The sequence below is a fragment of the bacterium genome, from assembly GCA_040756715.1.
Taxonomy (GTDB): domain Bacteria; phylum UBA9089; class UBA9088; order UBA9088; family UBA9088; genus JBFLYE01.
Map to the genome: position 1 here is coordinate 1 of JBFLYE010000048.1, position 15,189 is coordinate 15,189.

Here is a 15,189-nt window from a genome sequence, read left to right on the forward strand (position 1 = left end):
AATAGATGAGAAGATAGACTCTGGCCTGGCAAGATTAGATGAGAAGATAGACCTGGTTAAAAATGAGCTTTTGGCAGAGATAAGGAGACAGGATGCAGAGATAAGAAGACAAGGTGATATTATGGTGGCTGAGCTAAAAAGGATAGATAATGAATTGAGGTTGTTAAGGGAGATGAAGGATAGGACAGAGGAGATTGAGCAATTAAAACAAAGAATCTCTGCCTTAGAGGCAAGGATAGCGGCATAAAATGGGTTTAATTACAAAGAAACTAAAGGTTATGGGCGATAAGGGAGAAAGGGAGGTAAATTGCCTTTTTGATAGTGGAGCCTCGGTCTCTTTTATTAGAAAAGATATTCAGGAAACCCTGGCTACGCCATTTTCATTGCTTGAGTCAATAAGCTTTCAGTTAGGAGATGGAAAGGGAAGGGTTGAAGCAAATGAAGAGGTGCTTCTCTGGATTAAGCTTCCCGAGGGAAAGATATTTGATCATGTAGTTATTGTTCCCCAATTAGCAGAAGAGATGATTATAGGTGCCAAAACCCTTCAATTTTATAAAATAAAGCTTGACTTTGAGCACGACGATATAATCGTAGACAAAAAGGCATTGGAGCTAAAGCTAATTTAAAATGGGACTGATTACAAAGAAACTAAAGGTAATGGGCGATAAGGGAGAAAGGGAGGTAAATTGCCTTTTTGATACAGGTGCATCAGATTCATTTATTAGAAGGGATATTCAGGAGGAAATAGCAACCCCTTCTTTACTCAGAGAGCCAAAGGTTTTTTCCCTAGGAGATGGAAAGGGAAGATTAGAGGTAGATAAGATTGCATTTCTAGATATTCTTCTTCCGGAAGGAAAAATATTTGACCATTTCGCTATTGCTCCCTCCCTTCAAGAGGAGATAATTATAGGGGCAAGAACAATGCAAATATATAGGATAAAGCTTAATTTGGAGCAGGAGGATATCATCGTAGACAAAAAGGCATTGGAGTTAAAGCTAGTATAAAATGGGGCTAATTACAAAGAAGCTTAAGGTAATGGGCGATAAGGGAGAAAGGGAGGTAAATTGCCTTTTTGATAGTGGAGCCTCGGTCTCTTTTATTAGGGAGGATATTCAAAGGGCAATTGCTACACCATTTTCCTTGTTAAAGTTAATGAGTTTTCAACTTGGTGATGGAAGGGGAAGAATAGAGGCAGATAGGGGGGTATTTCTTCGCATTGTTTTGCCTGAAGGGGATATATTTGATGATGTGGTTATTGTTGATTCTCTGGGAGAAGAGATGGTCATAGGTGCGCAAACCCTTCAACGATGGAGAATAAAGCTTGACTTTGAGCATGATGATATCATCGTAGACAAGAAGGCATTGGAGTTAAAGCTAATTTAAAATGGGACTATTGGTTGAGAATTTGAAGGTAGAGGGTGATAAAGGAAAGGCAGAGATTGCCTGCCTCTTTGATACAGGCTCATCTGAAAGCCTGATTAGAGAGGATATAGCAGGGAAGGTGTCAACCATTGTTAATCTTCCTCAACCTTTATATTTTAAAATGGCGGATGGAGAGGGTATTCTTAAGGCAAATAAATGCATACCCCTTTCTATTACCCTTGATGGTTGCACTATCCGTGATGAGGTTATAGTGGTTGACAAATTAACCGATGATATGATAATTGGTGCAGGAACAATGCAGAAATATAGGATAAAGCTTGATTTAGAGAATGAAAGGGTAATTATTGACCCAAAGGTTACGAGGTTGAGGGTTTAAAATGGGACTATTGGTTGAGAATTTGAAGGTAGAGGGTGATAAAGGAAAGGCAGAGATTGCCTGCCTCTTTGATACCGGCTCATCAGAGACCCTGATTAGAGAGGATGTAGCAGAGAGGATTGCAACCATTGTTGAGCTTATCCACCCCATCTATTTTAAAATGGCGGATGGAGAAACTCCACTTGAGGCAAGAAAAGTGGTAAATCTTTTTATTACAGTTAATGGTTGTGAAATCCTTGAGCCAGCAATTGTGGTTGAGAAGCTATCTGATGAAATGATCATTGGAGGAGAGACAATGCAAAGGAGAAAGATTAAGCTTGATTTAGAAAAGGAAAAAATAATAATTGACCCAAGGTCAGCAAGGCTAAGGGTCTAAAAGGAGGTAAAAAAGATGAAGAGAAAGGTTTTGGTTTTGGGGATGGTGGCAAGCATGGGTTTTGCCAACTTCACATTTGAGGGTGCAGGAGCAAGGTCTCTGGGGATGGGAGGTGCATTTACCGCAATCTCGGATGATGCATCATCACTTTTTTATAACCCAGCCGGGCTTCTTAGGGTCATTGAGAGAGAGGAGATGTATATGTATTCTTCTAAGCTAGATGCCCTTACATATCAATATGTTGGCCTTGTTTGGAAAAATACCGGCTTTTCCTATCTAAACCAAGGGGGTGACCTTCAAAAGGCAGAAAATCAATATGGGGATAGGGCAGGGGAGTCTATCTATGCCATTTCCTATGCCAAGAAGATAAATGGCAAAATTGGATGTGGAGGAAGCCTTAAGATTCTTCACTATGCAAACCAAAGGGCTTCTGATTCTGGCTTTGGTCTTGACCTTGGTATGCTTTATAGCCCAGAGATTAAGGAGGATTTAAGCCTTGGCTTTACCTTAAGAAACCTTACCGCAAAGATACAAGGCGAAAAGATTACCCCAACAATTACCGGGGGTGTAGCAATAAGATTAAACCCAGTTCTATTTTGGAAGGGCTTGAGAAACGATGGATTTGGCGAAGCTTATTCTTGTGGATTTAAAAGAAAGTCCTTCTTTGAAGAAGAGTCTTTCCCGCTGCTTATGAGCCTTGATTTGTATAACAAAAAGGACAATAAAGACAAGAAAAAGCTTGGCTGGGCACTTGGCGGCGAATACAAGGCATTTGATATTCTCTTATTCAGGCTTGGTTTAAATAATGGAGATATCGGAGGGGGTATAGGCCTTGCCCATGATAAATGGAGGCTTGATTATGCCTATTCTATAAAAGATTTGATTGAAAGGGTTGATAATCACTATCTTTCATTATCAATGAGCTTTTAAAAAGATGAAAAAATTTATTTCTCTTTTGTTGGTAATACCCCTTTTGGGAAGTGCAAAGATTTCCCAAAAGGAGCTTGGGGAGGGGGAATATGAGATTGTTATAATTAAAAAGGGTGATACCCTTTGGGACCTGGCAGGAAAGTATATAGGGAAGTGTTGGCAATGGCCAAAGTTTGAAGAATATAACAAATTTACCGACCCCCATTGGATATACCCAGGGGAGAAGCTTGCCATTGGCATAAAGGATGGAAAGGTTTTTATAAAGAAGGCAGAAGACTTTGAAAAAGAGCTTAAAGAAGAACTGGAAAGAAAGAATTTAGAGATTGCAAGGCTAAAGGAAGAGATGGAGAGGTTGAAAGAGGCTCAGCTTATAAAACTTGAAGATGAAGAGGCAAGAAGAAGAGAGGAAGAGGAAAGAAAAAGGCTTGAGGCTTCATTTGGTGATTTAAAACAAGAAACAGATTTCTTGCGAGGAAGGATAGATGAGTTGGCAAGAAAGCTTTCCAAAACAGAAGATAAATTAAGCACAAGAGAGGATATGCTAGCTCGTGAAAAACAGGAAAAAGAAAGAATCCAAAAGGAATTAAGAGAAACCCAAGAGGAGAAAGATATAATAAAAAAGGAGGAAAAAACTCAAAGAAGATACAAAGAAATCCTTGCCATTTCTGCCTTTGTCGGCATTATCATTGTTAATTCGTTAAAGTAATTATTGCTTTGAAAGAATCCCTGTCTTAAGGCATTCAATCCTTATTTTGGGAGCAATTTCTAAAATTATGCTTTTTTCCTTTACCTGATGTATTGTTCCACAAATCCCGCCAATTGTTATAATACTATCACCTTTCTTTAAGCTTGCAATCATCTTTTTATGCTCCCTCTCCTTTTTTTGCTGTGGCATAATTATTAGGAGATAGAATAAGGCAATAATAAGAATAAATGGAAAAATGGAAAATAAAATGCCTAGTGCCTGTTGATTCATTTTCCTATATTTTTTAACCTCTCGCTTTCGGCCTCAAGAAAATCTATCTTCTTTTTGAAGAGGTAGTCTGCAAATGGAATGCTTGGATTTTTTCTTCCCTCCTCTTTACTTATCTCTGTTTTTATGAGGTCAATTTCCTCCTTATCCTTTATCTGGGAAAGGAGATTGATATTTTCACCTACGCCGAGGATAAGGATTCTATTTAAAATCTCAACAATCTGGATATATTTTCCCGGTGCAATTGCTTTTGTGCCAATTACTTGAATAAGCTCTCCTTCAGAAATCCTCCTTTTTCTTTTGAAAAGGAAAACAACAAGAAAGGCAATACCTCCCACAAATACAAGATATAAAGCAATTTTTATCACAATCCAAAATATGTTAATGTCAGATGGGGATGAGAAGGTAAGTGTTGGTGTAGCTGCAAAAAGGGGATTTTTCACTGGAGGAATGATAGCCTTTCCTTTGGGGTTATAATGTTTGTTATTCTTACCCCAAAATTCTCATCAATAACAACAACCGAAGCCTTTGCAATAAGCCTTCCATTAACCAATACATCAACCGGCTCGCCTGTCATTTTATCAAGCTCCATTATATACCCTTCTCCCATCTTTAAAAGCTCAGAAAGATTTTTGTTTGTTTTTCCAAGCTCTACGCTTATTTCAACCGGAACATCCATTAAAAGCTGGATATTGGATGGCATTTCGGGGATGGTTGGTCTAGCTTCGGCAAATTGGACAGGACCTGTAGGGATTACAGGCGGTGTTTCCTTTTCTTCCATCCCTTCAACAATAGGTCTTGCTATCTCATTTGGGATAAGTTGAATAAGGTCTCCTGCAAATAGATCACCAACCGTAAGGGTATAATCTATTTTTACCAGCTGGTTTTCTTTTAGTATATCAAGCTCTGTCTTTTGTTTTTCAAAGTCAATAACCCTTATCTTTGGAGGATGGGTAGATAAGATTTGTCTTCCTAGCCTGGTTGATAAAGAGGCATTTGCTGCCTCAATCATCTTTCCTATTGCATCAGCAAGTGCACCAAGATATACCTCGGTTAGATCCTTAGGTGGTGCTGTCCCATCGCCACCTGTGGCAAGGTCTGCCATTGTTGCACCATGGTCCTTTAATAAGATCATATAGGTCATTCCCTTTAATCCATCTGTATGTTCTGTTTCAACTACAATAGCATTTTTTGGAAGCTCGCTTTCTAGTTCATTGGGTGTTATGGTTTTTACCTCAGGGTCTTCTATTTTTACCTGTTTATTTAGAACCTTAGAGAGAACCTCTGTGGCAGAAAGCATTGTTGACCTGTAGATGTCTTCAAGCCTTTTTTCTTCAACCGGAGAGATAACCCCCTCCTTTCCCTTCATTTCCCCAAGAAGGGCATCTAATTCTTCTTTTGTAATTGCTGTTTCTTCTGCCATTTGTTAAATTATAAATAACCTATGGCATTTTGTAAAGAAAATTTAACAATTTCATTTTCTTGACATTTACCCTGTTTTTAATTAGCATTTTTTTATGATTTCTGTTCTTGAAGCACAAAAGATAATCTTAGAGAGCGTAGATGTCCTAGGAGAAGAAGATATAGAGATTAGCTCGTTATTGAATAGGGTGTTATCACAAGACATCATCTCTACAATAGACATTCCGACCTCTAATCTCTCGGCAATGGATGGCTATGCTGTAGCTTCATCTGATACAAAAGGTGCATCAGAAAAGAATCCTGTTAGCTTAGAGGTTATTGAAGAAATTCCAGGGGAAGCAATTCCAAAAAAGGTGATAAAGAATGGCTTTGCATCCAGAATAATGACGGGTGCTATGCTTCCAGAGGGAGCAGATTCTGTTGTTATGATTGAGGATACAGAGACAATGAGACAATCTGTTATGATAAAAAAAGAGACAAAGCCATATGAAAATGTTATCCAAAGGGGAGAGAACATAAAAAATGGTGAGCTTGTTTTGGAAAGGCAAAGGGTAATAGACCCTTCCTCAATTGGAATATTGGCATCATTAGGGATAACAAGCGTTAAAACAATAAAACAGCCAAAGATCGCTGTATTAGCCACGGGGAATGAGATAGTAGATATTAGGGGTGAATTATTGCCCGGAAAAATAAGGAATACAAATACCTGGACATTATCTGCTCAGATCAGAGAATCCTGGGCAATCCCAATAGACTTAGGGATAGGAAGGGACAACAAAGAAGATATATCTTCAAGGATTGAAAGGGGGCTAAAAGAGGCTGATATGCTCATAACCTCAGGCGGTGTCTCTATTGGCGACTATGACATTACAAGGGATGTTTTGGAGGATATGGGGCTTATGGTTAAGTTTCACAAGGTTGCAATGAGGCCAGGAAAGCCTACCCTGTTTGGAATAATTAAAGGAAAGCCATTCTTTGGCCTTCCAGGATACCCGGTTTCATCGATGGTTTGCTTTGAAATTCTTGCAAGACCAGCAATCCTTAAGATGGGAGGAAGAAAAAATTTAGAAAGGCCAATAATTAAGGCAATATTGGGAGAGGAGATAAGAAAAAAAACAGATAGAAGGCATTATTTAAGGGTATCCCTCAAAAAGAAAAACGGCCTATTTGAGGCAAGGCTTTCAGGAAATCAAGGTTCATCTGTCTTAAGCTCAATGGTAAAGGCAGATGGCCTTCTTATTGCAGAAAAAGATGTAGAATTTATCCCTTGTGGAAGTGAGGTTTCGGTTTATCTTTTAAGAAATGTTTGAGCCACTTATCTGGGATAATGGTATGTTAAAAATTCTTGACCAGACAAGGCTTCCCGATGAGGTCTTCTGGATTTGTTGTAAAACTTACGAGGATGTTGCCTCCTGCATAAAAGAGATGAAGATAAGGGGAGCACCTGCGATTGGAATTGCGGGAGGATATGGAGTGGCAATGGCAGATGATAAAGAAAAGGCAATTGAGGTTTTAAAGAATACAAGGCCAACCGGAAGGGACCTTTTTTACACTTTAGAAAGAATGAAAAATAGCGATTGCAATCCTTTAGACCTGGCAAAGCAAATCCACCAAGAATTAAAGGAAAGAAACAGAAAAATTGGCGAATATGGCCTTTCGCTTTTATATGATGGAATCTCCATCCTTACCCATTGCAATGCAGGCTCTCTTGCTTGCTGTGGCATAGGAACAGCCCTTGCTCCAATATACCTTGCCCATAGCAAGGGTATGGATATAAAGGTATTTGTAACCGAAACAAGGCCAAGGTGCCAGGGGGCAAGGCTTACAATGTATGAGCTTTCCCAAGCTAAAATTCCTGCCACCTTGATTGCCGATACAATGGTAGGCTATGTGATGAAGAATAGATTGGTTGATCTTGTCTTAGTGGGTGCGGATAGAATAGCAAGAAATGGCGATATTGCAAATAAAATAGGGACATACCAAATAGCCATTTTGGCAGATTACCACAAGATTCCCTTCTATTGCCTTGCCCCAACCTCAACGATTGATTTAAATATTGAAGATGGTAGCCAAATTATAATTGAAGAAAGGGATAAAAATGAGCTTGGCTATAATTTTGATTGCCTAAACCCAGCCTTTGACATTACCCCAAATCTACTTATTGCAGGAATAATTACAGAGAAGGGGATATATTCAAGAAATCCTAATTTCTAAATCCCAAATATTCCTTTACCAGCCCAAATGCATCCTCTTTATTCTTTATCTTCCCCTCAATCCAGGCCTCTTCAATCAATAAAAGGAGCTTTCCAATTAAAGGAGATTCCTCCAAATCAAATTTTTCCATTATTTCCTTGCCATTTACCATCTTTGGCGGTTTTATTCCCTCTTCTTTGCTAAAGATAAAATCCAATATTTTCTTTATTCCCATCTCATGGTTTCTTATGTCCTCCTCTGTGGTTGCTTCTCCCACCGCAGAATACCGGTCAGCAAGGGAGAGAATAAGGAGCATAATTAGGTCATCAGAGAGGTCTTTTCCTAGTCTAAATATAGCCTTTTTTGTTACTACTCCACCTTGAATAAGGGTTCCTATCCTCATATGATTTAATGTAATCCTTGCCATGGTTAGAATTTCTCTCTGTGAAAATTTAAGCCTTTTCCCTATATTTTTTATATATTTTTCTCCTAGCCTTTCATGTCCAATAAATCTTAATCTCCCATCTTCTTCTTTAATTGTCTCTGGCTTTCCCAAATCATGGAGAAGCCCAATTAGCTTAAGAATAGAAAGCCTTGTATGGTCAGAGGATGTAGCCTCCCCTAGATATTCCTTGATCTTTTCTGAATATTCAGGGAATAGGAAATTAGAAGCTATAGCCTCTATCTGTTTTGCTGTTTCAAATGAATGCTCTAATAGGTCTAAATGGTGATAGCCCCTTCCCTCTATTTTTGAGAGGGGAATAATCTCTGGAATGATGTTGGATAAAATGCCAACCGAAAAGGCAAGCTTTAAAAATTTATAAGATTCTTTATGTTTCAATATTTCAAATAGCTCATAGGCTATCCTTTCAGATGCTACATTTTTTATAAGATAGGAATTCTCCTTTATGGTTTTAATTGTTTCTTTTTCTATTTCAAAGTTAAGGCTTGAGGAAAACCTAACTGCCCTAAGTAGCCTTAATGGATCCCCAATAAGGCTTTCCTTTGATACCATTCTTATTGCTTTTTTTTGAATATCAGAAATTCCGTTTACAAGGTCTATTATCTCTGAAAAAGAGGGTCCTTTCATGGCAAGGCTATTCATTGTAAAATCCCTTCTTTTAATATCCCTTTCTATATCTCCTTCAATCCTTGAGAAATCAAGGGTAAGGTCTTTTAAAACAACCCTTCCACAATTCTTGTCCAAAAGAACAAATGCCCCTTTTAAAACATTGGAGACATCCCTTGCAAATCCTATGGGATCTTTTGAAACAGAGAAATCTATATCCTTTGATGACCTTTTTAGAAGCCTATCCCTTATGAAGCCACCCACCAGGAAGAATTCGCTATCCCTTTTTTTTGCGATTGATGAAATGGTAGAAAATGGTTCTTGTTTTGATACGATCATTGCCGCAGCTTAAGATTTATCAACAGGTAAGATGAAAGGCTCCACAGACCTTCTTATTTTTTGAAATCTTATTATAGGTTTTGAAAGCATTTTCTGTTGGTTCTTCAATAAGGGTGATTCCTTGCTCTAAAATGGCTCTCTTTGCACAAGGAAGAACATTCATCATTCCTGGGCTTCCCTTTCCAACCACAAGGACATCTGGTTTTTCCTCTAATATTCCTTTTATATCATTATGGCATACACTATGACCGCTTTTCCTCCACCAACTCCCTTCTATCCTATCTGGATAAATAATAAGGTCTTGGGTATATACCTTTCCTTCAATAACCATTCTTCCAAAGCTATAGGATTCTATCATACCTTTTTCAATTTACAATCTGCAATTATAACCCCCTCCTCGGTTATTATCTTATCAACCCCTATATCCTTTATTGCATTCGGGATATTATCTACTATCTGAAGAGAAAATGCAAGGCCTATTTTTTTACAAGAAATCAAAGGAAGGAGCCGGTCATAGTATCCACCCCCATAGCCAATCCTGAATCCCCTTTTATCAAAACAAACACCAGGCACAAGGACAAGCTCAATATCTTCTAAAGAAATGGGTCTTTTAGTAATTGGCTCTTTTATTCCACAATAGCCTGGCTTTACCTCAGAAAGAGCTTTTATCTCATAAATCCCAAGGTTTTTTTCTTCTACCCTTGGAAGAAATACCCTCTTTTTACATTCCGCACTCCGCACTCCGCATTCCGCAATCATAATGTCTGTCCTTACCTCAGAGCGGAATGAATAATAAAAAAGGATATTATCCGCTTTGATAAAATCTTCTAATAAAAAAAGATTTTCCTTTATTTTTCTGCTTTTTTCAAGGATTTCTTCTTCTCTTTGAGAATCCCTAATTTTAAGGATTTCTTTCCTTATTTCTTCCTTATTCATAAAACAGAAAGGATAGAGAGGAGAGGGAAGAATTCATAAAGTCTAATGCTATCTTTGGATAAAGACCAATGAGAAATACCATTATCATAAGGGGAATCACGCTTATCCATTCCCTGATCTCTAAGTCGGATAGGTCTTTGTATTTTTCATTAAGAGGCCCAAAGAATACATAGCGATACATCCAGAGCATATAGATTGCACCGATAAGGACGCCAAAAACCGCACCCCCGGTAATTATGGGAAAAACAGGGAATGCACCAATAAAGCACAAAAATTCACTTACAAACCCAGAAAGACCAGGAAGGCCGATTGAGGCTAAAACAGCTATTCCCATAATTGCACAATAGGAGGGAACAACCTTTGCTATGCCACCAAAACCAAGGATTTCCCGGTGATGAGCCCTGTCATAGATAACGCCAACCAAAAGAAAGAGAGAGCCGGTGATTATACCATGGTTAAACATCTGTAAAACCGCACCATTAAAGCCATTTGTTGTAAAGGCAGACATCCCAAGCAAACAATAGCCCATATGTGATATGGATGAGCAGGCAATCATTCGCTTAAGGTCTTTTTGTGCCATTGCGGTAAACGCACCATAAATGATATTGATAAGGCCAAGAATGGCAAGGAAATAAGAAAAATTAGGGGTTACCTCTGGCAATATCCCAAAATTTACCCTCAAAAGCCCATAAGCCCCAAGTTTAAGGAGGACGCCAGCAAGGAGAATAGAGCCAGCAGTAGGTGCTTCGGTATGGGCATCGGGAAGCCAGGTATGAAAGGGAAATATAGGAACCTTAACTGCAAAGCCAAAGAATAATAAAATCCAGATAAATTTTGCATTTTGCAATATCTCCTGATGTCCAATAAGCTCTGTAATATCAAATGTATTTGTCTGGATAAATATCCAGATGATTCCAATGAGCATAAGCACAGAGCCGATAGCGGTATATAAAATAAACTTAATTGCTGCATATATTCTTTTTTCTCCACCCCAGATGCCAATGATGAGATACATTGGAATAAGGACGAGCTCCCAGAAGATATAGAAAAGAAAGAGGTCAAGAGCTGAAAACACACCCAGCATCCCTGTTTCAAGGATGAGGAAAGAGATAAAATAGCCCTTTACCCTATTTTTTATATTAAATGAGACAAGGATAGAGATTGGGCTTAATAAGGAGGTAAGAAAGAATAGGGGAAGGCTTATTCCATCAAGTCCAATATGGTATGAAATCTTGAATAAGGGAATCCAGGGAATATTCACGACAAATTGAAATGAGGGGTTTGCTCTATCAAATGAAAGCAAGAAAAGGATTGAGCCAATGAGGGGAATAGTTGAAAACAGAAGGGAAAATCCCTTAATCAGCCTTTCATTTTTAAGGAATAAAATTGGAATGATCCCGATTAGGGGAACAAATATTGATAAAGAGAGAATATCCATTTTATATTTGGCTCTTTAAGACTTTTTTCTGTCAAAAACCTCTTTCATTGCTAATTGCTAATTTTGCATTGCTAATTTTATATAATCCACAAAAAACCCCGTAGAACTATTATAATTATTCCATCTTCAATTTGCCATTTAAAATTTTCCCATTTCAATAAACCTCTATTTCTTTTTCATTTATGTTATTTTCTTCGTTTTCTTCTTCTATCTTGTTTTCGCAGTCTGCCACAACCCTTATTGTTTGTATGCCTTCTTCGCTGGGAAGCCAGATTGTATTTATGGTTGTGCTTTCTTTGTCCTTTAAGCTTTTTATTATCTTTCCAAATCCAATGTTAGAAGAATTACAAAAGAAACCTACACTAATGAAATCTGCCTTTGTATTTCCTATATTCTTTATGGTTGCCTTTATCCTTGTCCATATCCCAAGCTTTGGCTCTAAAACATCTATTTCAGAAACAACAAGGTCAGCTAGATTAGACTTGGGTTTAACCACCCCTTTCTTTTTCATAGGAGAAAGGAATCTATCGTCTTTTTCCCCAAAAACCACCATCCTATGATTTCCACAATCAGCAATGTAGAGATTAGAATCAGCATCAAGGAATAATCCATAGGGATAGAGAAGCTTTATGGGTAATACATCAATAATTTTTCCATAAAAATCAAGCTTTAAGATGCAATTTTTTTCCCTCTCTGCTACATAGATATTGCTATCCTTGTCAACTACAATCCCAGCGGGAGAGAGAAGATTCTCTATGGTTTTTACCAATATGCCAGATTGCGAAAATTTTTTTATTGTATTGCCATCAGAGACAAGGATAAATCCAAAATTGTCCTTCGCAATGCAAGATGGCTCTTTAAGAGAAGAACAGAGTGTTCCAAGATATTCTCCATCTAAAGAAAACCTCATAATTTCCTTAGAGCAAAGAACAAAGATAGCCTTCTTATCTACAAGCAAATCCCTTGGGAAGGTAAGGCTTGAAAGCCTTAAAATCTCATTTCCTCCTTTGTCAAATTTTATAACCACATTTTCCCTTGAGCTTAAACAATAAATATTTTCATAACCATCAACGAATATTGCAATAGGTGAGGGGAAATCCCAAACTGCCTTTGGCTTAAAGGAGAAGTCAAGAGAGAGAATTCTGTTATTTCCTGTATCTGCAATGTATATACCATCCTTGCTCAAAGCAACATCATAAGGAAGATTAAGCCTTTCTAAGGATTTTCCCGAGGCTTTCCATTCCTCTTCAAGAATTCCATCAAGGGAAAATTTTAAGACCCTATTTCCTCCCTTCTCGGAAACAAAGATGGATGAGCGGTTGAAAGCAAGATCAGCTGGATTTGACAAACCTTTAATAAATGGAACAAATCCATTATCGGCAAGCTTTACAATAGAAGAGCTATCCGTAATATAGAGATTTTTATCAGGAGAGAATGCTAATCCACCTGGATTATTTATTCCCCTTATTGATTCAATAAATCCTCCATCCTTATTAAACCTCATAATTCTATCATTGGAGGAATCAGAGATGTATACATCCTCATCTATTGCTATTCCACAAGGCCATTTTAGACCCTCTTTCTTTCCAAATTCCATAATAAATCTTCCTTCCAGGCTGAATTTTTGAACTATGCCATTTCCCGAATCAACCACATAGAGATAATCGTCTTTATCAAAGGCTATAGAATTTGGATACCTAAATCTTCCTTTTCCCTCTCCCAAGCCACCTATGTTCATCTTGAATGTGCCGTCAGGAGAAAATACAGAAATTCTATTGTTCCAGGTATCAGATACATATATATCGCCTCTGGAATTTATGGCTACATCCATTGGTCCATCAAGGCATCTCTTACCTTCTCCCCTTTCTCCAAAGTCAAGAGAAAGCCTTCCATCCCTTGTATATTTTTTTATTCTGGAGTCTCCCGAGGAAACAACATAGATCATCCCAGCTTTATCTATACAAATGCCGGATGGCACTTGGAAATTCCAGTTAATATCTGGAAAGACAAAGAGCGAAAAAAGTAAAGGGGTTATCTTTTTCATAAGAAATATTATAAAAAAACAAGCCTTTTTTGTCTAATGAAAGTTGACATTAAGATAATTGACAAGAAAATATAGTTAAATGTATTATTTTTTAATAATGGCAATTGAAATATTAGATGTAAGGGGGCTTAGGTGCCCCCACCCAGTAATGAAGATTGCGATTAAGTCTCCTGATATGAAAAAGGGGGATATTCTGGAGGTTTTGGGAGATTGCCCTACATTTGAAAGGGGTGTGAGGCTATGGTGTGAGAGGATGAATAAGGTAATACTTTCTATAAAGGAAGAGGAAGGGGGTTTGAGGATACAAATACAGTTTTAAGGAGGTGGATGATATGAATATGCACGCAATAAATATTCTTTTGGTAGAAGATAATGAGGACGATATTGTAATAATTCAAAAGGTATTTAAAAAGCTTAAGCTTATCAACCCATTGTATATTGTAAGGGATGGGGAGGAGGCAATAGATTTTCTCTTAAATAAAGGAGATTATTCAGATAAAGAAAAAGCTCCAAGACCAGGGCTTATTTTATTAGATATAAATATGCCAAGGATGGATGGGTTTGAGACATTGGAAAATATCAAAAAAGAGCCGTGCTTAAAGACAATCCCTGTAATAATGCTTACTGTCTCAGAGAGGGAAGAGGATATTGTGAGAAGCTATGAGAATGGTGCGGTATCCTATATTACCAAGCCAATGGACTTTGAGCAATTTGTAAAGGTAATGGAGCAATTTGAGATTTATTGGACACTTGTCTCAAAGATACCAAAGTAAAAGCCTAAAGAGTCAGAGAGTCCAATGGTTAGAAAAAAGGGTGTATGGGTTTAGTTAATGAAAAACTAATTTTGAAGAATCCAAGAAGGCAGGAATTACAACCAGTAGAAGTTAGTTGCCTGGCAGATTCGGGTGCTCTACATTTGTGCATTCCTTCGCATATTCAAATTCAATTGGAATTAGAAGAAATAGATAAAAGAGAGGTAACATTGGCTGATGGAACGCAAAAACTTATTTCTTATGTTGGTCCAATTGAGCTGCATTTCAAAAATCGTGTGGGTTTTGCAGGTGCATTGGTTATGGGAGATCAAGTTTTGCTTGGAGCAATACCAATGGAAGATATGGATTTAATTATAATACCCAAGACAAGGGCATTAGAAGTAAATCCGAGCAGCCCAAACATTGGAACATCCATTGTAAAGAAGGTAATGGAGCAATTTGACATTTACTGGACGCTTGTTTCTAAGATACCGAAATAAAACAGGAATATCTATCTACTACATTTTATTTTAGTCTGCCAAAAAAAAGGCATATTATAAGGGAAGTAAAAATGGAGAGGATATGTAAATGGTTAATTGGAGGGATGCTGGCATGGGTTATAATTGGGTTTGCCATAGCAGAGGAAAGACAAGAAGAAATAGCAGGCGAGGAAGAGCTGCTATTTAGAGAGATACCCGTAGTTGTTACAGCAGCAAAAAAAGAACAACTTGCTACTGAGGCGCCTGCAATCGTTACTGTAATTACAGAAGAAGAGATTAAAAAATGGGCGCACGCAACCTCCTTGATGTGTTAAAAACTGTTCCTGGATTTATATAGTTAATTCCATAACGCTTTACAAAATGTATGTGTTTAGATAATCTTAAGGAAAACTTTATAAAATTATGAATTTTGAATGTTGAATTTTGAATTAAAAGGGGAAAAATTTTATAAAACTTA

General features: G+C 37.7%; 22 protein-coding genes. 14 read left to right on the forward strand and 8 right to left on the reverse strand.

Annotation, left to right across the window (positions count from 1 at the left end; genetic code table 11):
• From AB1397_01890 to AB1397_01925, 8 genes are all read left to right on the forward strand, one after another.
• Positions 1 to 247, forward strand: a 247-nt coding sequence (locus tag AB1397_01890) for a hypothetical protein (GenBank protein ID MEW6481744.1), incomplete at its 5' end; no start/stop codon positions are given.
• Between the two features lies 1 nt (position 248).
• Complete coding sequence (locus tag AB1397_01895; protein MEW6481745.1) at positions 249 to 626, forward strand: retropepsin-like aspartic protease; 378 nt, start codon at positions 249 to 251, stop codon at positions 624 to 626.
• A 1-nt stretch (position 627) separates the two neighbouring features.
• Complete coding sequence (locus AB1397_01900; protein MEW6481746.1) at positions 628 to 1,005, forward strand: hypothetical protein; 378 nt, start codon at positions 628 to 630, stop codon at positions 1,003 to 1,005.
• 1 nt (position 1,006) lies between these two features.
• Positions 1,007 to 1,384 (forward strand): retropepsin-like aspartic protease, encoded by a 378-nt coding sequence (locus AB1397_01905; GenBank protein MEW6481747.1) that lies wholly within the window; start codon positions 1,007 to 1,009, stop codon positions 1,382 to 1,384.
• 1 nt (position 1,385) lies between these two features.
• Positions 1,386 to 1,760 (forward strand): retropepsin-like aspartic protease, encoded by a 375-nt coding sequence (locus AB1397_01910; GenBank protein ID MEW6481748.1) that lies wholly within the window; start codon positions 1,386 to 1,388, stop codon positions 1,758 to 1,760.
• 1 nt (position 1,761) lies between these two features.
• The gene (locus tag AB1397_01915; GenBank protein ID MEW6481749.1) at positions 1,762 to 2,136 is read left to right on the forward strand and encodes a retropepsin-like aspartic protease; all 375 of its coding nucleotides are present in this window, start codon (positions 1,762 to 1,764) and stop codon (positions 2,134 to 2,136) included.
• Positions 2,137 to 2,151: 15 nt separating this feature from the next.
• Positions 2,152 to 3,066: a hypothetical protein gene (locus AB1397_01920; GenBank protein MEW6481750.1), complete on the forward strand. Its 915-nt coding sequence runs from the start codon at positions 2,152 to 2,154 to the stop codon at positions 3,064 to 3,066.
• A 4-nt stretch (positions 3,067 to 3,070) separates the two neighbouring features.
• Positions 3,071 to 3,772 carry a LysM peptidoglycan-binding domain-containing protein gene (locus tag AB1397_01925; protein MEW6481751.1) on the forward strand — a complete coding sequence of 234 codons (702 nt, stop codon included), beginning with the start codon at positions 3,071 to 3,073 and terminating at the stop codon, positions 3,770 to 3,772.
• Here AB1397_01925 and yajC read toward each other — a convergent pair whose 3' ends face one another.
• Genes yajC through fliN form a run of 3 tightly spaced genes read right to left on the reverse strand, consistent with a single transcriptional unit; the run spans position 3,773 to position 5,462 of the window.
• The gene (gene yajC / locus AB1397_01930; GenBank protein MEW6481752.1) at positions 3,773 to 4,042 is read right to left on the reverse strand and encodes a preprotein translocase subunit YajC; all 270 of its coding nucleotides are present in this window, start codon (positions 4,040 to 4,042) and stop codon (positions 3,773 to 3,775) included.
• Positions 4,039 to 4,482, reverse strand: coding sequence for a flagellar biosynthetic protein FliO (locus tag AB1397_01935; GenBank protein MEW6481753.1), 444 nt, complete (start codon positions 4,480 to 4,482; stop codon positions 4,039 to 4,041). The genes yajC and AB1397_01935 overlap by 4 nt, the downstream gene beginning before the upstream one ends.
• Entirely contained in the window at positions 4,479 to 5,462 is a 984-nt protein-coding gene (gene fliN / locus AB1397_01940; protein MEW6481754.1) for a flagellar motor switch protein FliN, read from the reverse strand. Before fliN ends, AB1397_01935 begins: the two co-directional genes overlap by 4 nt.
• A gap of 94 nt (positions 5,463 to 5,556) precedes the next feature.
• On the opposite strand from fliN, the gene glp reads away from it, so the two are divergent.
• Positions 5,557 to 6,771 (forward strand): gephyrin-like molybdotransferase Glp, encoded by a 1,215-nt coding sequence (gene glp / locus AB1397_01945; protein MEW6481755.1) that lies wholly within the window; start codon positions 5,557 to 5,559, stop codon positions 6,769 to 6,771.
• Complete coding sequence (gene mtnA / locus AB1397_01950) at positions 6,764 to 7,675, forward strand: S-methyl-5-thioribose-1-phosphate isomerase (protein ID MEW6481756.1); 912 nt, start codon at positions 6,764 to 6,766, stop codon at positions 7,673 to 7,675. Before glp ends, mtnA begins: the two co-directional genes overlap by 8 nt.
• On the opposite strand, the gene AB1397_01955 is transcribed toward mtnA, so the two are convergent.
• From AB1397_01955 to AB1397_01975, 5 genes are all read right to left on the reverse strand, one after another.
• The gene (locus AB1397_01955; protein MEW6481757.1) at positions 7,665 to 9,062 is read right to left on the reverse strand and encodes an HD domain-containing protein; all 1,398 of its coding nucleotides are present in this window, start codon (positions 9,060 to 9,062) and stop codon (positions 7,665 to 7,667) included. The two genes, mtnA and AB1397_01955, sit on opposite strands and share 11 nt — an antisense overlap.
• A 19-nt stretch (positions 9,063 to 9,081) precedes the next feature.
• Positions 9,082 to 9,420: an MTH938/NDUFAF3 family protein gene (locus AB1397_01960; protein MEW6481758.1), complete on the reverse strand. Its 339-nt coding sequence runs from the start codon at positions 9,418 to 9,420 to the stop codon at positions 9,082 to 9,084.
• Positions 9,417 to 9,998: a 5-formyltetrahydrofolate cyclo-ligase gene (locus AB1397_01965; GenBank protein ID MEW6481759.1), complete on the reverse strand. Its 582-nt coding sequence runs from the start codon at positions 9,996 to 9,998 to the stop codon at positions 9,417 to 9,419. Before AB1397_01965 ends, AB1397_01960 begins: the two co-directional genes overlap by 4 nt.
• Entirely contained in the window at positions 9,991 to 11,436 is a 1,446-nt protein-coding gene (locus AB1397_01970; protein MEW6481760.1) for an NADH-quinone oxidoreductase subunit M, read from the reverse strand. Before AB1397_01970 ends, AB1397_01965 begins: the two co-directional genes overlap by 8 nt.
• Positions 11,437 to 11,590: 154 nt before the next feature.
• Entirely contained in the window at positions 11,591 to 13,480 is a 1,890-nt protein-coding gene (locus AB1397_01975; protein ID MEW6481761.1) for a CARDB domain-containing protein, read from the reverse strand.
• 79 nt (positions 13,481 to 13,559) lie between these two features.
• On the opposite strand from AB1397_01975, the gene AB1397_01980 reads away from it, so the two are divergent.
• From AB1397_01980 to AB1397_01995, 4 genes are all read left to right on the forward strand, one after another.
• Positions 13,560 to 13,799, forward strand: a complete 240-nt coding sequence (locus AB1397_01980) for a sulfurtransferase TusA family protein (GenBank protein ID MEW6481762.1) — start codon at positions 13,560 to 13,562, stop codon at positions 13,797 to 13,799.
• Positions 13,800 to 13,812: 13 nt separating this feature from the next.
• On the forward strand, positions 13,813 to 14,253 hold the full coding sequence (locus tag AB1397_01985; GenBank protein ID MEW6481763.1) for a response regulator: 441 nt from the start codon (positions 13,813 to 13,815) through the stop codon (positions 14,251 to 14,253).
• Positions 14,254 to 14,297: 44 nt separating this feature from the next.
• On the forward strand, positions 14,298 to 14,732 hold the full coding sequence (locus AB1397_01990; protein MEW6481764.1) for a clan AA aspartic protease: 435 nt from the start codon (positions 14,298 to 14,300) through the stop codon (positions 14,730 to 14,732).
• Positions 14,733 to 14,836: 104 nt separating this feature from the next.
• Positions 14,837 to 15,046 carry a hypothetical protein gene (locus AB1397_01995; GenBank protein MEW6481765.1) on the forward strand — a complete coding sequence of 70 codons (210 nt, stop codon included), beginning with the start codon at positions 14,837 to 14,839 and terminating at the stop codon, positions 15,044 to 15,046.
• Positions 15,047 to 15,189: the final 143 nt, after the last annotated feature.